The sequence below is a fragment of the Solwaraspora sp. WMMD792 genome (assembly GCF_029626105.1).
In the GTDB taxonomy this organism is placed as follows: Bacteria; Actinomycetota; Actinomycetes; order Mycobacteriales; family Micromonosporaceae; genus Micromonospora_E.
Genome location: NZ_JARUBH010000009.1, coordinates 120,094 through 139,390 on the forward strand (window position 1 = coordinate 120,094; position 19,297 = coordinate 139,390).

Annotated in this window: 13 protein-coding genes; 5 read left to right on the plus strand and 8 right to left on the minus strand. The window is 69.6% G+C overall.

Annotated features, from left to right (window positions below; translation table 11 throughout):
- Nucleotides 1–70 precede the first annotated feature (70 nt).
- Entirely contained in the window at nt 71–3,328 is a 3,258-nt protein-coding gene (locus tag O7629_RS01995) for a S8 family serine peptidase (RefSeq protein ID WP_278167129.1), read from the minus strand.
- A gap of 192 nt (nt 3,329–3,520) precedes the next feature.
- Nucleotides 3,521–4,720 (minus strand): DNA recombination protein RmuC, encoded by a 1,200-nt coding sequence (locus O7629_RS02000; RefSeq protein ID WP_278174363.1) that lies wholly within the window; start codon nt 4,718–4,720, stop codon nt 3,521–3,523.
- A gap of 89 nt (nt 4,721–4,809) precedes the next feature.
- Between O7629_RS02000 and O7629_RS02005 the strand changes: the two genes are divergently transcribed.
- Both O7629_RS02005 and O7629_RS02010 read left to right on the plus strand, forming a co-directional pair.
- Nucleotides 4,810–5,580, plus strand: coding sequence for a hypothetical protein (locus O7629_RS02005; protein WP_278167130.1), 771 nt, complete (start codon nt 4,810–4,812; stop codon nt 5,578–5,580).
- A 60-nt stretch (nt 5,581–5,640) separates the two neighbouring features.
- The gene (locus O7629_RS02010) at nt 5,641–6,258 is read left to right on the plus strand and encodes a hypothetical protein (RefSeq protein ID WP_278167132.1); all 618 of its coding nucleotides are present in this window, start codon (nt 5,641–5,643) and stop codon (nt 6,256–6,258) included.
- Nucleotides 6,259–6,299: 41 nt separating this feature from the next.
- On the opposite strand, the gene O7629_RS02015 is transcribed toward O7629_RS02010, so the two are convergent.
- The 3 genes from O7629_RS02015 to O7629_RS02025 are packed head-to-tail and all read right to left on the minus strand — an operon-like array spanning nt 6,300 to nt 8,405.
- On the minus strand, nt 6,300–7,058 hold the full coding sequence (locus O7629_RS02015) for an SDR family oxidoreductase (protein ID WP_278167134.1): 759 nt from the start codon (nt 7,056–7,058) through the stop codon (nt 6,300–6,302).
- A gap of 7 nt (nt 7,059–7,065) precedes the next feature.
- Nucleotides 7,066–8,067 (minus strand): alpha/beta hydrolase, encoded by a 1,002-nt coding sequence (locus O7629_RS02020; protein ID WP_278167136.1) that lies wholly within the window; start codon nt 8,065–8,067, stop codon nt 7,066–7,068.
- A gap of 32 nt (nt 8,068–8,099) precedes the next feature.
- A complete protein-coding gene (locus tag O7629_RS02025) occupies nt 8,100–8,405 on the minus strand; it encodes an antibiotic biosynthesis monooxygenase (protein ID WP_278167138.1) in 306 nt (101 codons plus the stop codon).
- A gap of 157 nt (nt 8,406–8,562) precedes the next feature.
- On the opposite strand from O7629_RS02025, the gene O7629_RS02030 reads away from it, so the two are divergent.
- On the plus strand, nt 8,563–9,471 hold the full coding sequence (locus O7629_RS02030; protein ID WP_278167139.1) for an AraC family transcriptional regulator: 909 nt from the start codon (nt 8,563–8,565) through the stop codon (nt 9,469–9,471).
- Nucleotides 9,472–9,531: 60 nt separating this feature from the next.
- Here the strand turns inward: O7629_RS02030 and O7629_RS02035 are convergent, their stop codons facing one another.
- On the minus strand, nt 9,532–10,284 hold the full coding sequence (locus O7629_RS02035; protein ID WP_278167141.1) for an SGNH/GDSL hydrolase family protein: 753 nt from the start codon (nt 10,282–10,284) through the stop codon (nt 9,532–9,534).
- 369 nt (nt 10,285–10,653) lie between these two features.
- On the opposite strand from O7629_RS02035, the gene O7629_RS02040 reads away from it, so the two are divergent.
- Together O7629_RS02040 and O7629_RS02045 are read left to right on the plus strand one after the other, a co-directional pair.
- Nucleotides 10,654–14,583, plus strand: coding sequence for an IPT/TIG domain-containing protein (locus tag O7629_RS02040; protein ID WP_278167143.1), 3,930 nt, complete (start codon nt 10,654–10,656; stop codon nt 14,581–14,583).
- A 126-nt stretch (nt 14,584–14,709) separates the two neighbouring features.
- Complete coding sequence (locus O7629_RS02045; protein WP_278167145.1) at nt 14,710–15,537, plus strand: class I SAM-dependent methyltransferase; 828 nt, start codon at nt 14,710–14,712, stop codon at nt 15,535–15,537.
- Here the strand turns inward: O7629_RS02045 and O7629_RS02050 are convergent.
- Nucleotides 15,530–17,491 (minus strand): ABC transporter ATP-binding protein, encoded by a 1,962-nt coding sequence (locus O7629_RS02050; protein WP_278167146.1) that lies wholly within the window; start codon nt 17,489–17,491, stop codon nt 15,530–15,532. The genes O7629_RS02045 and O7629_RS02050 overlap by 8 nt on opposite strands.
- The gene (locus O7629_RS02055) at nt 17,488–19,272 is read right to left on the minus strand and encodes an ABC transporter ATP-binding protein (protein ID WP_278167147.1); all 1,785 of its coding nucleotides are present in this window, start codon (nt 19,270–19,272) and stop codon (nt 17,488–17,490) included. The genes O7629_RS02050 and O7629_RS02055 overlap by 4 nt, the downstream gene beginning before the upstream one ends.
- Between the last annotated feature and the right edge of the window lie 25 nt (nt 19,273–19,297).

Sequence of the window (19,297 nt, forward strand, 5' to 3'; positions counted from 1 at the left end):
AGGACACAGCGAAGGGGCCCACCCCGACTCGGGGTGGGCCCCTTCTGCCGTCGTACGGCTGAGCCGACGGTCAGCTCACCGAGCTGACCGAGACCCCGCCGCGGCCGACGACCGCACCCTGGTCGGTGACGACGAGCATCTCACCGAACAGCTCCCGGCCCGCCTCCGGAGTGGCGTCCACCGTGACGCTGCCGCTGAGCGTGGCGCTGGCGCCGTTGGCCAGCTCCGTCGAGCCCGATTCGACCGAGATGGTGCCCAACCCGGTCGAGTAGAACACGTCCAGGTAGTCGTACTCGGTGGTGCCGGCCGGCACCGAGTACCCGTCGACCTCGATGTCGTAGACACCGGGTGCCGGGTTGTTGATCGTGACAGCCTCCTCGGAGTCGCCGTCGGCGGTGTACGCGATCAGCGAACCGCCCCGGTAGACGAACAGGTCCAGGTCGGCACTGAGATCGCTGGTGTTGCCGATCTTCGCGAACAGCTGGGTCGCCCCGGCCGGGACCGTCACCTGGAAGGTCTGCACCTCCAGGTCGGCGATGGTCGGCCGGTCGCTGTTCGCCGAGCCGAGCGAGCCGCCCTGCCCGGAGACCATCACCGGGCCGAAGGTGTTCTCCACCGTCCAGCTGAGCGGGGTGGGCTCACCGAGGGTGACGTCTTCGAGCACCGTGGTGGCCGGGTCGACGGTGACGCCCTGCACCTGGGCGGTCAACTCGAACGGGTTCTGCAGCATCGGCGAGGTCCGCCGCGACTCCACCTCGATCTCCCAGACCCCCGGCAGCGGGTTCTGGTAGTCCCGCTCCTCCGGCTTGCACAGGCTCGGGTCGGAGAAGTTGGTGTAGCAGCGCAGACTGCTGGAGCTCTCCAGCGGTACGCCGTACGGGTCGATAGCGATGAACCGGGTCTGCGAACCGTCCGCGATGCCCGACAGGTTGACCTGCAGCGCCGTCGCGCCTTCCGGCACCGTGACGAAGTACGACGTGTACGCGTTACGCGCCACCTTGCCGGAGGTGCTGAACTCGTACTCCGGGCTGGTCATCGCGGTCGACGCCACCACGGTGTTCATGATCTCGAAGTCGACCGTGGCGGTGAACGGGTTGTCCACCCGGAGGATGGCGCTGTGCACGCCGGCGTCCGGGGTGGCCCGAACGTTGAACGTGACGGCCTCGTTCAGCGGCAGCACCACCTGGCCGGGGGCGGCGAAGGTGCCGTCGTTGCCGACCCACTTGAGCTTGTGCAGCAGGTCGACGTCCGGGCCGCTGGTCCGGGTGATGGTGACCGGGTAGGACTTGAACTGGCCCGGCCGGTGACCACCGGCGTCGGCGGCGCACCGGTTGTAGACGCCGGTGCCCTCGTTCGGGGTGGCCAGGTACTCCGAGATCGGGGTGCAGACCGGAGCGGTGACGTCGTAGCCGTTGACCTCGATGCCCTCGCGCAGCAGCTTCCAGGTGTCGGCCACGTGCAGCATGCCGTTGCCCTGCTCGTGGGCGGAGGCACCGTTGATCCAGCGGGCACCGCTGTACAGCGCCCGACGCAGCTGCATCGGGGTGACGTCGAGATCCTTGGCCTTGACGCCCGACATCAGCAGGGCGACCGCGCCGGTGGCCTGCGGGGCGGCCATCGACGTGCCGTTGTACATGGCGTAGCCGGGCGGCAGCGGGTAGCCGGCCTCGGGGACCGGGTCGCCCTCCTCCCAGCCGGCAACGGTGGAGATGGCCGAGCCGGGGGCACTGATGCTCGGCTTGAACCCGCCGTCCTCGGCCGGACCGCGCGACGAGAACGGGAACAGCGAGTTGCGGGTACGCACCTCGGAGCCGTAGTTGGCGGCCCAGGTCTCCCGGCTCACGCTCGCGGCGACGCTGACCACGCTGGAGGCCACCGACGGGTCACCGATGGTGTTGGTGCCCGGGCCGGAGTTGCCGGCGGAGATGAACATCTGCACGCCGTACACGTCGATCAGGATGTTGTACAGCTCGGCGCGGGCGTTGTTGCCGTCGTTGAGCGCCGGCAGACCACCGATCGACATGTTGATGATGTCGACGCCCCGGTTGATCACCAGGTCGACCATGCCGTCGGTCAACGCGGCCGCGGTGCAGCCGCCAGCGAAGGTGCAGGCCCGCGAGGAGACCAGCTTGGCGCCGGGCGCGGCGCCGTCGAAGTCCTCGTTGCCCAGCATGTCGTTGGCGGCCACGATGCCCGCCACGTGGGTGCCGTGCGACGACGAGATCAGGCCGATGTTGACGTAGTCGATCAGCCCGGGGCCGCCGACCGGAGCGGTGTCGACGTCGGTGCGGAACTCGACGACGAACGGCACCTGCTCGGCGATCGGGGTCGCCGGGTCGTCCGTGCCGAAGTGGCCGATGTCGAAGTTCTCCTGGTACGGGCGCATCACCGGCTCGTCGGTGAAGTCGAAGTCCTGGTCGACGTCGACCCGTACGTCGTTGGTGGCCGGGTCGTACAGAATGCCGAACCGGTCGCTGGTGTCGCCGTCGCGGTTGACGTCACCGTCGGCCGCCCCGCCAGCGGTGATCGACTCCGAGAACAGGTTGATCATGTAGTCGCCGGCCGGCGCGGACCAGCTGACCCCGGCGTAGCTGAAGCTCGGGCCGCTCACGCTGGTGAGCATCGGCCGCCAGCTGCCGTCGTTCTCGTACACCGGGTCGATGGGGGTGACCCAGTCGATGACCTTCCGCTCCCCGGTGGTGGTGGTCTGCAGCGCCGGGTGGTCCAGGTCGATCCCGGAGTCCATGATGCCCACGACGACGTTGCGGCCGTCCCAGCGCGGGTGGCTCTTCTTGAACGAGACCGCGCCGGTCTCGCTGGTCGGCATGTAGGGGTTGACCGCTCCGGTGTCCGGCCCCGGGCCGGTCGCCGCGATCGCCACGGAGGAAGCCGCCGCCATGCTCTCCGGTGCCGGGTCCGGCATCGGGATCGTCTCGTTCAGGTCGACCGCCGAGACGCCGGGCAGCTTCGACGCCGCGACGACGTTCTTGACCGGGACGCGGGCCCGGACGTAGCCGACCTCGTCGACCTGGTTGCCGATCACGCCGCCGAGCTTCTTCAGCTCGGCCGCGACCTTCGGCGCCGCGCCCTGCTCGGTGGCGACCAGCAGGGTGACACTCTGCTCGCTCTTCGCCTCCGCCTCGGCGAGCAGGTCGAGATCGTGCGACCCCAACGTATCGGTAGGGGTGTCCTTCAGTACGTCGGCCTTGGTCGACGGGTTGGCGCTCGCGGTGGACGCACCACCCGCCAGCGTCACGGCACCGGCCACCATGACGGATGCCAGGAGCGCGGCAGAGGTTCGCCGTCTCCAGATGCGGGGTTTACTCACGTTCTCTTCCTCCGGAAGAACTGGGCCCTGTGGTGCAGGGCACGTGTGACCGCATCCTTTGTGTTCCGGTGGATCGCTGTCACTACCTAGCCAAGCGTTGTGACCAGCCCGTGACATGCACTTCCCTGAATGGGTGGCGTGGTCGTAGTGAAATGCCTGCAATGAGTAATGTCAATCCGGGGTTTTCCCAGCTCAACTGGTCCACTCGGGACGTGTCCGATGCGCCCGGTCGTCGCCGGTCGACGGCGTTTCCAACTCCGGCGCCTGCACCTGACGGGGTGCCACTTCCACCTGTGGCGGTGACGTCAGATCCGTGCCGGAAACCCCGAGATCGGCGAGTTTGCGCGCACTCACCAGGACCCGCCCTTCCAACGATCCCACCGCCCGGTTGTACGCGGTGACCGCGCCCCCCAACGCGTTGCCCAGTTTCGTGACATGCTCGCCCAGCGTGGCCAGCCGCCCGTACAGTTCACGGGCCAGCCCGTGCACCGCCACCGCGTTACGGGCCAGCGCCTCCTGCCGCCACGAGTACGCCACCGTGCGCAGCAGGGCCACCAGCGTCGCCGGAGTGGCCAGCACGATGTCCCGGCTGAACGCGTGTTCCAGCAGAGTCGGGTCGCGCTGCAACGCGGCGTCCAGGAACGAATCGGCCGGTACGAACAGCACCACGAACTCCGGCGTCTGATCGAACGCGGACCAGTACTGCTTCGCGGCGAGCGCGTCCACATGGGTCCGCAGCTGCCGGGCGTGGCTGTCCAGGTGCTGATCCCGGCTGCGCTCCTCGCGAGCCTCCATCGCGGACAGATAGCCGTCGAACGGTGCCTTGGCGTCGACCACCACGCTGCGCCCGCCGTGCAGCCGTACCACCAGGTCCGGACGGACTGTCTGCTGCTCGGTCCGCGCGGTCACCTGCTCGGCGAAGTCGCAGTGCTCCAGCATCCCGGCCGCCTCGACGATGCGCCGCAGCTGGTGCTCCCCCCACCGGCCACGCACCTGCGGCGCGCGCAGCGCCGCGACCAGCTGTTTGGTCTCGGTACGCAGCTCAGCGGAGACCCCGCCCATCGCCCGGACCTGCTCACGCAGCTCGGCGTACGCGTCGACCCGGTCGTGCTCCAGCTCGGCCACCCGCTGCTCGTAGCGGCGCAGCGCGTCGTGCAGCGGAGCCACCGCCCGCGCCACCGCCTCCTGCGACTGGGCGGTCGCCTCGTACGACAGCGCCCGCATCGACTGCTCCAGCCGGCCCTCGCCGTCGCGGGTGGCGCGCAGCGTCGCGTCCAGTCGGGCGATCTCGGTCGCCGACCGGGCCCGGGCGGCCAGCCAGCCGAGCGCCGCGCCGCAACCGAGACAGACGACCACCACCACTACCGTCGCGACATCCACGCCGGAAAGCATGTCAAACAGGTACGCCACCCGCCCGCCGACGCCCGGTCACCGGCCGTCGTTGTGGCTGGTGGTGGATCAGTGCGGCTACCGTCGTAGCCATGGAATTTCTTCTGCTCCTGGTCTTGGTGGCGTTGTTCGCCGGCGGCCTGCTGTGGTGGCGGGGGGAGAGCACCGCCCGCAAGGAGCGGGCGCTGGCCGACGCCCGGGCCGAGGCACAGCGCTGGTACGAGCGCCTCGGCGGCCAGGTGATGAACCTGCACGGCGACCAGCCGGCGGTCCGGCAGTCGCTGCTCGACGCCGGCGAGCGCTACACCGCGGCCGGCTCCCAGCTGGAGCAGGCTCGCAGCGTCAAGCAGTTCGAGCTGGCCCGGGAGACCGCCCTGGAAGGCCTGGCCTACGTCCGGGCGGCCCGGGTGGCGCTCGGCATCGACCCCGGCCCCGAGCTGCCCCCGCTGGCCGCCGCCCGCGGCGCCGGGCAGCTGACCAAGGAGCGGGAGGTCGACGTCCAGGGGCAGACCTTCCGGGCCGGGCCCAACCCGGGCCCGCAGACGCCGCACTACTACCCGGGCGGCTACCACCAGGGTCGGCCGGTGCCCGCCGGCTGGTACTCGCAACCGCTGTGGAAGCCGGCGTTGGCCGGGGCGGCCGGCGCGATCGGCGGCATGCTGGTCTTCAGCGCGTTGTTCTCCCCGGCGTTCGGCGACCCCGGTTACGACGCCGGGTACGCCGCCGGTCTGGAGGACGGCGGCGCCGGTGACGAGGACTTCTCCGGCGGGGAGGACTTCTCCGGTGGCGAGGATTTCGGTGGCGGCGACTTCGGCGGTGGGGATTTCGGTGGCGGCGACTTCGGCGGGTTCGGGGATTTCTGACCTTCGGAAGTAGGGCTACCCGGATGGTCCGCCGACCGGTGAGCGGGCAGGCTCGTCACCGTGGACACCAAGCGACAGATTCAGCGCGGCTGGCTCGCCGGTCTCGGCGCGGCGGCCCTGGCCACCGGGGCGGCGACCGCCGCCGCCCAGTCGTCCGGGCGGTTCCACTGGTGGGCCGGCTTCGTCCTGGTACCCGGCGCGTTGATCGCCGCCGCCGGTGGCCCGCTACTGGCCCGCGGTGGCGGCCGGGCCTTCGGTGGGTACGTCATCGCCGGCATCGGCGCGATCGTCTTCACGGTGGGTGCGCTGCTCATGCTGGGACTGATGGGTGACGGCTGGCCGTTGCTCGTCGTGCTGTCCTGCCTGGCGGTGGCCGGCACCTACCGCTGGCGTCCGGATCATCCGCTCGCCCGAGGGTTGCACCGCACCGTGGCCCTGCTGGCCGTCACCGGCGCCGGGGTCGGCGTCACCCTCGGGCTGATCGTGACCGGTCTGGTCGACTTCGGCGCCACCGGCTGGTGGGGCGGTTTCATGATGCTCGCCGCCGCCGTGGTGTTCGCCAACGCACTCGAACTCGGCCGGCACCGGATGCCGTACCGGCTGCAGGCGGTGACGCTGCTCGTCGGGCCGTCGGTGGTGGCCTTCCTGCTCGGCCTGCGCTTCCTGCGCGGCTGGTGACCAGGCCCCCCGGGGCCCGGTCACCAGCCGCGCAGCGCCGGCTAGAGGTTGTAGCCGCCGGACACCTCTATGTCCTGCGCGGTGATCCAGCGGCACTCCTCGGACAGCAGGGCCGCGATCACCATGCCGATGTCGTCGGGCTCGCCGATCCGGCCGAGTGCGGTCCGGGCGGCGAGCGCCGGGATCACCTCGGGGTGGCGCTCGAAGGCGTCGTCGCCGATCCGGGTACGGGTCGAACCGGGCGAGACGGAGTTGACCCGGATGCCCCGTGGGCTGAACTCCTTGGCCAGATAGCGGGTCAGCACGACCAGTCCGCCCTTCATCGTGCCGTACGCGGAGTAGCCGGGCTCCAGGCCGGAGAATCGGGCCGAGTTGCTCGTGGTGTTGACGATCGCGCCCCCATCGGCCAGCAGTGGCAGCAGGGTCTGGGTCAGGAAGTACGGTCCCTTGAGCAGCACCCGCATCAGGGTGTCGAACGCCTCCTCGGTGGTGTCGGCGAACATCGCCAGGTGACCGAATCCGGCGTTGTTGACCAGGAAGTCGAAGCTGTCCCGCTGCCAGGTGTCGCGCAGCGCCGCGACGACCGACTCCCGGAAGGCCGGGAACGTCTCCGAGTGGCCGACGTCCAGCGGCAGCGCGACGGCCGTACCGCCGTCCTTCTCGATCCTGGCCACGGTGTCCAGCGCACCGGACTCGTTGCCCTGGTAGGTGCAGACGACGCCGGCTCCCCGCCGGGCGACCTGGATGGCGGCACTCTGTCCGATACCGGAGCTGGCACCGGTGACGATAGCGACCCGCATGACTGACCTACCTGTCCATTCGAGGGGTGGATGAGCGTGGTGCGTCGGTCGGCGAAGCCGACAGGACCCGGTCGAGCCAGTCGCTACGGGTACGGCGGGCCGTGGCCGAGATGGACGCCTGCGGGTACAGCGCGTCGAATCCGTGACAGCCGCCCGCCCAGACGTGCAGCTCCGCCTGGCCACCGGCGGCCCAGATCCTGGTGGCGTAGGCGACGTCCTCGTCGCGGAACACCTCGGCGCTGCCGGCGTCGACGTAGGTGGTGGGCAGCCCGGAGAGGTCGTCGGCGACGGCGGGTGATACGTAGCCGGGCACCTCACTGTCGGCGAGGTCACCGAGGACCGCGGCCCAGCCGAACTGGTTCATTTCCCGGGTCCAGACCCCCGGGCCACCGGAGAACTGCTGGCTCGACGTGGTGTCGCAGCGGTGGTCGAGCATCGGGCAGATCAGCACCTGGGCGGCGATCGGCGGGGCCGCGAGGTCGCGGGCGAGCAGCGTGACGCCGGCCGCCAGGCCACCGCCGGCGCTGGCCCCCGCGACCACGATGCGGGCGGGGTCGACGCCCAGTTCGTCGGCGTGCTCGGCGGTCCAGAGCAGCCCTCGGTAGCAGTCGTCGACCAGTGTCATCCCGGTGGCCTCCGGCGCGAGCCGGTAGTCCACCGAGACGACCACGGCACCGAACCGGTCGAGCCAGTCGAGGGGGATGTCGAGTTGGGAGTAGCGGTCGCCCATGACCATGCCGCCGCCGTGGATCCAGTAGATGCACGGTGCCGGCGTGCGGCGACCGGCCCCGGCGGGGATGAACACCGACAGCGGGATCGGCGAGCCGTCCGAGGCGGCGATGGACACCTCCCGGTGGTCGACCGTGTGACCGTGCAGGAGGGTATCGACCGGCGCCGATGGAAGCTGTCGCAGTTGGGTGAGGATCTCGACGCTGAGCTCGGACATCAGCGGCAGATCGGCGAGCAGGGTACGCAGTTCGGGGTCGAGGTCGGGGCGTACGGGTGCCACGGTGGTTCCTTCCAGCGGGAGGGGACAGGCGGTCAGAAGGCGGCCTTGCCGCCGACCGGCACCGTGTCGGCGTAACGGGACTCGCCGGCCAGCAGCGGTTGCAGCTTCGCGACCAGCGCCTGCGCCGGCCCGGTGGCGAAGAAGACGCTGTGCGCCTCCTGACTGGTCCAGCCCTCCGTGACGGTGACGGTGTCCGGGTCGCCGGCCGAGCGACCGACCAGGAAGACGACGCAGTCGGGGTGCGGCAGCGACGGCGCGTCGAGCAGCAACTCGACCAGCTCGTCACCCTTGCCCGGCTGGGCGGTCATGGTGGCGTGGAAGCCATGGTTGACGATCATCAGGGGTGTCTCCTCGCTTGTCGGTTGCTACCGCAACTTCGTTTCTTCGACACGCCCATCGAAGCATCGCCAGCTGCTGAAACGGTAGAAACATCCTCCTGGTTACTTGCCCGATCCTCTCGTTGTCGAGAGGATCGAATGATGCTTGAATCGGTCTGTGGACCTCGATGAGCTGCGCGGACTGATCGTCCGTCACGCCCGCCCCGACACGACGACCGCGATCGACGACGTACTGATCTCCAAGGTGGACCGGGCTGCGCCGCCGTCGCCGTCGATGACCGGCACCGTCCTGGCGCTCATCGCCCAGGGCGCGAAACGGCTCGCACTGGGCGATCGGGTGTACGAGTACCACGCTGGGCAGTACCTGATCGCCTCGGTCGATCTGCCGATCACCGGACACTTCACCGAGGCCGATCCGCAGCGGCCGGCGCTGGGGTTCGGTCTCGTCCTGCGCCCGACGATCGTCGCCGAGCTGCTCCTGCACGCCGTACCCGGAGATCTGCCACCCGTGGCCGGCGGCACCCCGTCCGGCCTGGCGGTCAGTGACGCGCCCGCCGAGCTCGTCGACGCGGCGATCCGACTGCTGCGCCTGCTCGACCAGCCACGCGACCGCGCCGTACTCGCGCCGCTGATCAAACGGGAGATCCTGTGGAGGGTCATGACCGGTGAGCAGGGCGCCGTCGTCCGCCAACTCGGCCTCGCCGACAGCAGCCTGAACCACATCGCGCGGGCGGTGCAGTGGATCCGTGACCACTACACCCGGTCGTTCCGGGTCGAGGACGTGGCACGGATGTCCGGGATGAGCAACTCCGCGTTCTACCGCAACTTCCAGGCGGTCACCGCGATGAGCCCGATCCAGTTCCAGAAGCAGATCCGGCTGCAGCAGGCCCGGCTGTTGCTCGCCACCCACCCCACCGACGTCACCGGCGTAGGTAGCCGGGTCGGCTACGACAGCCCGTCTCAGTTCAGCCGTGAGTACCGCCGGCAGTTCGGCGTACCGCCCAGTCAGGACGCCGCCCGGCTGCGCGGCCTGCCCTCCGGCGTCGTCGACCCGGCCCTGGTGTGACGCATCGTCGCGCCGACGATGTTGCCGGTGCGGTGCGGTGCGGTGCGGTGCGGTCGCGGGTCAGCCGGCCTGGACCGGCACCCAGTCGACGTACTTCGCGGTCCGCCCGTCACCGGACGAGCGGCCGCGCAGCCGGCGGTGCACCCAGGGCACCACGAACTCCCGGTAGTAGCGGGCCTCGGCGAGCAGGCTGCGCCGGCCGACCGGGGCCGGGTCGACCACGTGCGCCTCGGTGGGGTGGCCCAGCCCGTCCAGCACCAGGCTGGCGACCCGGCGGTGGCCGGCCGAGTTGAGGTGCAGGCGGTCGGGCGACCAGTACGGTTCGCGGCGGATCTCCACGTCGCTGAACACGTCGATGAAGTCGAGGCCGTGCCGGGCGGCGAGTTCGGCGGTGGCGGCGGTCAGCGCCAACCCGCGTCGCCGCATCGTCGCGCCGAACGGCAGCCGGGCACTCGGGTCACCGCCGCTGAGCAGCACCAGCCGTACGCCGGCGTCGGCGCAGCGGCGTACCGCGTCCTCGGTCAGCGCGACCAGCCGGCCCAGATCCGTGCCGGCGCGCATCATGTCGTTGCCGCCGCCGTTGAGCGTGATCATCGTCGGGAGCGGGGACAACGACAGCGCCCGGTCGAGCTGCTCGGTGACGATCGGCTCCAGTAGCCGTCCCCGGATCGCCAGGTTGGCGTACCGCACGCTACCGCCGTTCGCGGCGGCGAGCCCGGCGGCGACCAGATCGGCCCAGCCGCGCACGGTGCCGTCCGGAAGTTCGTCGCCGAGTCCTTCGGTGAAGCTGTCCCCGATCGCCACGTACCGCACCCGCGACCTCCCCGTCCCGCGTAACCAGCGGCACCAAGTTACCTCCCGGTACCGGTAGGTGCTGTGACGTGGATCCCGCTGCGGCCGCCGGCATCGCATCGCTCCTGCCCGGACAGCGGTCGGAGATCGGCCAGTTGAGCTTAGGGACTCGCCGGTGGTGCGTCCGGTGAACGGTGGAAGTCGATCCGATCGGCGGACGCCGTCCTGCCTGGCCGGGTACGGCGCGCCAGACAGGCGCATCCACTCAGGCGAACTTTTGGTGATTTGCACTACTTGACCGTTTTGTTGTCGTTCTCGTTTTGGGGTGGGCACTCCGGCCCGTCCAGTTCACGCTGCAAACGAGACGAGGAAAGAAACGTGCAGTCAACGATGAAACGAGTAGCCGGCCTTTCCCTGGCCGCGCTGCTCGGGACCGCTGGCGGCTTGGCGGTCACCGCCACGCCGGCCCACGCCGCCCCCGGTGATGCGCAGGCCAGAGGGGTGGTCGTCGACCTGTCCGCAGAGGTCCTCGGGGTTCCTGTGGTCCAGGCGAATGCCGTGATCGGCTCGGCGACCGCCCCGCCCGGCGGTGGCACCGACACCGAGACCCTGATCGACATCACCCTGCCCGGTGCCATCGGCGTCACCGCCGACGGCACCGTGCTGGAGGTCAGCGCGACCAGAGGTCCGATCTCCTCGTTCGCCTCATCGTCGGTCGCCGATGTGTCGTTGAACATTCTTGGCCTGAACGTGCTGACCGCCACGGCCGTCGAGGCTGCGGTCAGTTGCCCGTACCTCGGTCCACAGACCGCTGACACGACGCTGACCGGACTGACCGTGTTCGGCTCGGCGGAAGTCCTGGTCCCCAACGGGCCGAGCCTCGACGCGAGCGCCGCCGTGACGGTGCCGGGGCTGGTCGGGGCGAGCCTCGACGTGTCGTTGTCGCGTGTCGAAACCGTAGCCGCCGACAGTGCGGCGGCGGCCACCATCGTGCTCACCGCCGAACTCTCGGGTGAGATTCTCGGTGTGCCGGTGGTCATTCCGGTCGGAACCGTGATCATCGCGGAGGCCACCTGTGAGCGCCCCGCCGCGCCGGCGCCGCCGACGGCGTCGTCGATTGATCCGGATTCTGGTCCGCAGTCTGGTGGTCAGACGGTGACGATCACGGGTTCGGGGTTTGTGCCGAATGGTACGTCGGTGACGTTTGATGGGGTGCCGGCGACGGATGTGGTGGTGGATCCGTCGGGTACGTCGTTGACGGCGGTGACTCCGCCGGGTGCTGTTGGTCCGGCGGATGTGGTGGTGACCACTGATGGTGGTTCGACTGATCCGTTGGCGTACACGTATCTGGCTGATGGTTCGGATGCGGTGGTGACCGGGCTGGATCCTGATTTCGGGCCGACGTCTGGTGGGACGACGGTGACGATCACGGGTTCGGGTTTCACTGGGGCGACCGGTGTCACGTTCGATGGCGTGGCGGGTTCGGGGTTTGCGGTGAATCCGGCTGGTACGGAGATCACGGTGGTGACTCCGCCGGGTGCTGCTGGTCCGGCTGATGTGGTGATCACGTTCCCGGCTGGTACGGCGGACGCGGGAATCTTCACCTATGTGCCGCCGACGCCGACGGCGTCGTCGATTGATCCGGATTCTGGTCCGCAGTCTGGTGGTCAGACGGTGACGATCACGGGTTCGGGGTTTGTGCCGAATGGTACGTCGGTGACGTTTGATGGGGTGCCGGCGACGGATGTGGTGGTGGATCCGTCGGGTACGTCGTTGACGGCGGTGACTCCGCCGGGTGCTGTTGGTCCGGCGGATGTGGTGGTGACCACTGATGGTGGTTCGACTGATCCGTTGGCGTACACGTATCTGGCTGATGGTTCGGATGCGGTGGTGACCGGGCTGGATCCTGATTTCGGGCCGACGTCTGGTGGGACGACGGTGACGATCACGGGTTCGGGTTTCACTGGGGCGACCGGTGTCACGTTCGATGGCGTGGCGGGTTCGGGGTTTGCGGTGAATCCGGCTGGTACGGAGATCACGGTGGTGACTCCGCCGGGTGCTGCTGGTCCGGCTGATGTGGTGATCACGTTCCCGGCTGGTACGGCGGACGCGGGAATCTTCACCTATGTGCCGCCGACGCCGACGGCGTCGTCGATTGATCCGGATTCTGGTCCGCAGTCTGGTGGTCAGACGGTGACGATCACGGGTTCGGGGTTTGTGCCGAATGGTACGTCGGTGACGTTTGATGGGGTGCCGGCGACGGATGTGGTGGTGGATCCGTCGGGTACGTCGTTGACGGCGGTGACTCCGCCGGGTGCTGTTGGTCCGGCGGATGTGGTGGTGACCACTGATGGTGGTTCGACTGATCCGTTGGCGTACACGTATCTGGCTGATGGTTCGGATGCGGTGGTGACCGGGCTGGATCCTGATTTCGGGCCGACGTCTGGTGGGACGACGGTGACGATCACGGGTTCGGGTTTCACTGGGGCGACCGGTGTCACGTTCGATGGCGTGGCGGGTTCGGGGTTTGCGGTGAATCCGGCTGGTACGGAGATCACGGTGGTGACTCCGCCGGGTGCTGCTGGTCCGGCTGATGTGGTGATCACGTTCCCGGCTGGTACGGCGGACGCGGGAATCTTCACCTATGTGCCGCCGACGCCGACGGCGTCGTCGATTGATCCGGATTCTGGTCCGCAGTCTGGTGGTCAGACGGTGACGATCACGGGTTCGGGGTTTGTGCCGAATGGTACGTCGGTGACGTTTGATGGGGTGCCGGCGACGGATGTGGTGGTGGATCCGTCGGGTACGTCGTTGACGGCGGTGACTCCGCCGGGTGCTGTTGGTCCGGCGGATGTGGTGGTGACCACTGATGGTGGTTCGACTGATCCGTTGGCGTACACGTATCTGGCTGATGGTTCGGATGCGGTGGTGACCGGGCTGGATCCTGATTTCGGGCCGACGTCTGGTGGGACGACGGTGACGATCACGGGTTCGGGTTTCACTGGGGCGACCGGTGTCACGTTCGATGGCGTGGCGGGTTCGGGGTTTGCGGTGAATCCGGCTGGTACGGAGATCACGGTGGTGACTCCGCCGGGTGCTGCTGGTCCGGCTGATGTGGTGATCACGTTCCCGGCTGGTACGGCGGACGCGGGAATCTTCACCTATGTGCCGCCGACGCCGACGGCGTCGTCGATTGATCCGGATTCTGGTCCGCAGTCTGGTGGTCAGACGGTGACGATCACGGGTTCGGGGTTTGTGCCGAATGGTACGTCGGTGACGTTTGATGGGGTGCCGGCGACGGATGTGGTGGTGGATCCGTCGGGTACGTCGTTGACGGCGGTGACTCCGCCGGGTGCTGTTGGTCCGGCGGATGTGGTGGTGACCACTGATGGTGGTTCGACTGATCCGTTGGCGTACACGTATCTGGCTGATGGTTCGGATGCGGTGGTGACCGGGCTGGATCCTGATTTCGGGCCGACGTCTGGTGGGACGACGGTGACGATCACGGGTTCGGGTTTCACTGGGGCGACCGGTGTCACGTTCGATGGCGTGGCGGGTTCGGGGTTTGCGGTGAATCCGGCTGGTACGGAGATCACGGTGGTGACTCCGCCGGGTGCTGCTGGTCCGGCTGATGTGGTGATCACGTTCCCGGCTGGTACGGCGGACGCGGGAATCTTCACCTATGTGCCGCCGACGATCGATTCGGTGGTGCCGGATTCGGGTCCGAACACGGGTGGTACCACGGTGACGATCACGGGTTCCGGGTTCACTGGGGCGACTGATGTGACGTTCGGTGGTGTGCCGGGGACCGATCTGGTGGTGGATCCGTCGGGTACGTCGTTGACGGTGGTGACGCCGCCGGGGCCGGTGGGTCCGGTTGATGTGGTGGTGGTGTTGCCGGGTGACGACGCGGTCGCTCCGGACGGGTTCACCTACTCGGGTGGCCCGGCACCGGTGATCGACTCGGTCGACCCTGGACAGGGACCGGCCAACGGCGGGACCACAGTGGTCGTCGGAGGCGGCGGGTTCATCCCGGGTCAGACGACCGTGACGATCTGCGGCAAGACGATTCCAGCAAACAATGTCACGGTCAACAGTTCCGGGACCTCGCTGACCTTCGTCACTCCGCCGTGCGACGTCAAGAACACGACCATCACGGTGACCACACCGAACGGCACCTCGAACGAGATCGCCTTCCGGTACGTGGGGCTGCCGGTCACCGGTACGGCGACCACGAACCTGATCACCAGCGGTGGCGCGCTCGTGGCGCTCGGTATCTCGTTGCTCCTGCTCACCCGCCGTCGGGCGAACAGGGCGTGACACGCAACAACTGAGAGCGCGGGTGGCCCCGGGAGCGGATGAGCGACCGGGGCCACCCCGCTGTCACCGGTCCCACCGGACGATAACGGGGTGCCAGCGGCATCAGATCATGCGATCGTCGGCGGCATGACCGACTATCTGGCGCTCAACCGGGCCAGCTGGGACGAGCGCGCGCCGGCGCACGCCGCCTCACCGGACTACCGGGTGGCGCAGCTGATCGCCGACCCGGCACTGCTCAGCGAGGTGGTGCGGTTCGACCTGCCGAGGCTCGGCGACCTGACCGGCGTACGCGGGGTGCACCTGCAGTGCCACATCGGCACCGACACGCTGTCGCTGGCCCGGCTCGGCGCGACCATGACCGGCCTGGACCTTTCCGGCGCGTCCCTGGCCGAGGCGCGGCGGATCGCCGCCGCGACGCAGACCCCGATCGAGTACGTCGAAGCCGATGTCTACCGCGCCGTCGAGGTGCTCGGCGCGGGCGGCTTCGACCTCGTCTTCACCGGGATCGGCGCGCTGTGCTGGCTGCCGAGCGTGACCCGGTGGGCGGAGACGGTGGTTGGGCTGCTGCGGCCGGGTGGCCGGCTGTTCCTGCGGGAAGGGCACCCGGCGCTGTGGGCGGTCGACGAGACCCGCCCGGACGGCCTGCTCGTGCTCGACCTGCCGTACTTCGAGACGGACCGACCGCTGGTGTGGAACGAGGACGGCACCTACGTCGACACCGACACAAGTTTCACCCACAACCTGACCCACTCCTGGAACCACGGCGTCGGGGAGATCTTCACCGCGCTCACCGGTGTCGGGATGCAGGTGACTATGCTGGTCGAGCACGACAGTGTGCCGTGGAACGCGCTGCCCGGCCGGATGGTCAAGGGCGATGACGGCGAGTGGCGGTTGACCGAACGACCGGAGCGGTTCCCGCTCAGCTACACCCTGCAGGCGGTACGGGTCAGCTGAGGCTGTCCCGCCACTGGTGGTGCAGCACGGCGTACCGGCCGCCGTCGGCGATCAGGTCGGCGGGCCGGCCGTCCTCGACGATCCGCCCGTCGTCGAGGACCAGCACCCGGTCGGCGATCTGCACCGTCGACAGTCGATGCGCGATGACCAGCGCGGTACGCCCGTGGCCGGTCGGCCGGCCGTTGGCCCCCAACCCGTCCCCGTTGCGGCCACCGTCGCTCTGGTCGCCGTTGAGCATGGTCTGCAACGCCCGCTGCACCAGGCGCTCGGTCGGCACGTCCAGCGAGGAGGTCGCCTCGTCGAGGATCAGCACCGCCGGGTCGGCCAGCACCGCCCGGGCGAAGGCGACCAGCTGCCGCTGCCCGGCGGACAGCCGCCCGCCGCGTCGGTGCACGTCGGTGGCGTACCCGTCGGGAAGTCCGGCGATGAACTCGTGCGCGCCGATCGCTCGCGCCGCGGCCTCGACCTCGGCGTCGGTCGCGTCCGGGCGGCCGAACCGGATGTTGTCCGCGACGCTGCCGGCGAAGAGGTGGTTCTCCTGCGTCACCATGATCACGTTTCGCCGCAGGTCGCGGCCGGCGATCTCACGCAGGTCGACACCGTCGAGGGTGACCGACCCGCTGACCGGGTCGTAGAGTCGGGCCACCAGCTTGGCGATCGTCGACTTGCCGGCCCCGGTGGCCCCGACCAGCGCGACCGTCTGGCCGGCCGGGATCCGCAGGGTCAGCTCGGGCAGCACCAGACGGTCCGGCCGGTAGCCGAACGAGACGGCGTGCAGCCGCACCGCGCCGCGTACCGGCTGCGGCAGCGGACGCGGCCGCGCCGGCTCGGCGACGTCCGGCCGCTCGTCGAGCACGCCGGAGAGCTTCTCCAGCGCCGCGGTCGCCGACTGCAGCGAGTTGTAGAACTGGCTCAGCTCCTGCATCGGCTCGAAGAACCGGCGCAGGTACAGCAGGAACGCGGCGAGCACGCCGATCTCGGTGCGGCCCTGCAGCACCTGCCAACCGCCGAAGGTGAGCACCATCGCGACAGCCACGTTGCCGATGCCTTTGAGACTCGGTGAGTAGATCGCGATCAGCCGGAACGCATGCAGGCTGGCCCGCTGGAAGCCAGTGTTGACCTCGGAGAAGATTTCCTGGTTGCGGGGCTCGCGCCGGAACGCGTGCACGGCCCGGACCCCGCCGAGCGACTCCACGAAGTGGACGATCAGCAGCGCCACGGTCTCCCGGGTACGCCGGTAGGCGACGGTGGAGGCGCGGGCGAACCAGATCGACATCCACACCAGGAACGGGAACGCCAACAGCGTCACCAGGGCCAGCGGCAGGTCCAGCCAGAGCAGGATCGCCGCCACCGAGACCACCGACAGCCCGGCGAGCACCAGATCGTCGATGCCGCCGTTGACCAGCTCGGAGATCGAGTCCATGTCACTGGTCAGCCGGGCGACCACCCGGCCGGAGGTGTACCGCTCGTGGAAGCTGACCGACAGGTTGAGGAAGTGCCGGTACACCCGCTGACGCAGGTCGAGCAGGATCGCCTGACCGATCCGGGCAGACAGGATCAGGAAGCTGCGCTTGCCGACGTACTCGGCGACGGTGGCGACCGCGAAGGCGACGGCGATCGCGACCAGCGGCCCCGCGTCGCCGTCGTCGGTCAGCGGCGGGATGGCCCGGTCGATGCCCAGCATCACGAGGTACGGACCGGCCATCGCGGCAGCGTTCTGCAGCAGCAGCAGGCCGACCGCCACCGCGATCATCCGCCGGTGCGGCCGGGTCAGCGAGCCGAGCAGCGCCCGGCTGCGGGCCCGGACCCGGGCGTTGTCGACCGGACCGCCGTCGTCTGCGCCGCTGACCTCGTCCGCCGCCCGGTCGGAGACGCCGCGCCAGTCCGGCTGACCATCGTCGGACCTGCTCGCGTCACGGTCCGCGGTGCCGCCGGCATCGTCGGTCCGGCTCACCGGGACCTGACCAGGCCGGGCCCGTCGGCGGAGAGTACGGCCCGGTAGGCGGGCACGGTGGCGAGCAGTTCGGTGTGGGTGCCGACGGCCGCGATCCGGCCCGCGTCCAGCAGCGCCACCCGGTCGGCCAGCGCGACCGTGGACGGCCGGTGCACCACCAGCAGCGCGGTGGTGCCTACCAGCACCCGGCGCAGCGCCTGCTCCACCAGCGCCTCGGTGTGCACGTCCAGGGCGGACAGCGGGTCGTCGAGCACCAGCACCCGGGGTCGGCCCAGCACCGCCCGGGCCAGCGCGAGTCGTTGCCGCTGCCCGCCGGACAGTGAGAGCCCCTGCTCGCCGATCCGGGTCCGCAACCCCCAGGGCAGGTCGTGGACGAAGTCGGCCTGCGCCAACCGGACGGCGGCGTGCACCTCCGCGTCGGTGGCGTCCGGCCGGCCGAGGGTCAGATTCTCCCGAACCGACATCGAGAACAGGGTGGGATCTTCGAACGCCACGCCAACGCACCGGCGCAGCTCGTCGAGGCGCAGGTCGCGCAGGTCGTGACCGTCCAGGGTGATCCGACCGCCGGTGACGTCGTACAGTCGCGGCACCAGCGACACCAGGCTGGTCTTGCCGCTGCCGGTCAGGCCGGCGATGGCCAGCGTCTCACCCGGCCGTACGGTGAGGTCCACGCCGCGCAGCACCGGCTCCGGCGTACCCGGGTAGCCGAAGGTGACGTTGTCGAAGCGCAGCTCGCCGCGGACCTCGGCGACCCGGATCCGGACGGCGTCCGGCCGGTCGACGATCGACGGCGGGGTGTCCAGCACCTCCTGGATCCGGTCGGCGGCGGTCATCGCCTCCTGGGCGTGCGAAATGATCCAGCCCAGCGACTTGATCGGCCAGATCAGCATCAGCTGCAGGGTGACGAAGGCGACCAGCTGACCGATGGTGAGCTGCTGGTCGGCGACGGCGCCGGCCCCGGCGACCAGCACGACCGCGAGGCTCGCGTTCGGCACCAGGTCGTAGCGGGCCGACGCGTGGGCGAGCAGCCGGCCCTTGCCGACCGCGGTGTCGTGCAGCTCTCGGGCCAGGTCGGTGAAGCGTGCGGTGAGGTACGGCCCGCGCCCGAACGAGATGATGGTCCGCAGCCCTTGCGCGGACTCCTCGACCAGGGTGGCCAGGTCACCCTGCTGGTCCTGCATTCGTCGGGACACCCGCAGGTAGGCGCGGGTGAACTGGCGGCTGAACAGGTAGAGCGGTACGGCGCTGGCCGCCACCACCAGCCCCAACGGCCAGTGCAGGTGCAGCAGCAACGCCACCACGGTCAGGTAGGTCGCCGAGTTGAGGATCAGGAACAGCAGACCGAAGGAGAGGAAGCGTCGGATAACCGACAGATCGCTGATCGCCCGGGACAACAACTGCCCGGACTGCCACTGGTCGTGGAAGGTGACCGGGAGCCGCTGCAGGTGGGTGTAGATGTCGTCGCGGATGGTGCCTTCCATCCCGATCGACGAGGCACTCTGTGTCCACCGCCGGATGAAGATGAGCACCGCCTCGACGACGCCGAGCAGCAAAGCGAGTCCACCGAGGAGCAGCAGACCGGCGGGATCACCGGCGGCCACCGGGCCGTCCACCACCTCGGCGATGACCAGCGGGATGGCGATGCCGGCTCCGGTCGCGGCTGCGGCGGCCGCCAGTAGCCAACCGAGTTGACCGAGGTACGGGCGCAGGTAGCGGCGCAGCCGCCAGAGATTGTGGACGGCGCGCCGCCGGGGCGAAGATCGGTCGGGTACGGCGTCCACACCACGACGGTAGCCGGTGCCGGCA

Bases quoted from the DNA above. Each gene is read 5' to 3' on its own strand.
- O7629_RS02015 (WP_278167134.1), bottom strand. From the start codon at position 7,058: ATGCGGGTCGCTATCGTCACCGGTGCCAGCTCCGGTATCGGACAGAGT.
- O7629_RS02045 (WP_278167145.1), top strand. From the start codon at position 14,710: ATGACCGACTATCTGGCGCTCAACCGGGCCAGCTGGGACGAGCGCGCG.
- O7629_RS02000 (WP_278174363.1), bottom strand. From the start codon at position 4,720: ATGCTTTCCGGCGTGGATGTCGCGACGGTAGTGGTGGTGGTCGTCTGT.
- O7629_RS02040 (WP_278167143.1), top strand. From the start codon at position 10,654: ATGAAACGAGTAGCCGGCCTTTCCCTGGCCGCGCTGCTCGGGACCGCT.
- O7629_RS02025 (WP_278167138.1), bottom strand. From the start codon at position 8,405: ATGATCGTCAACCATGGCTTCCACGCCACCATGACCGCCCAGCCGGGC.
- O7629_RS02005 (WP_278167130.1), top strand. From the start codon at position 4,810: ATGGAATTTCTTCTGCTCCTGGTCTTGGTGGCGTTGTTCGCCGGCGGC.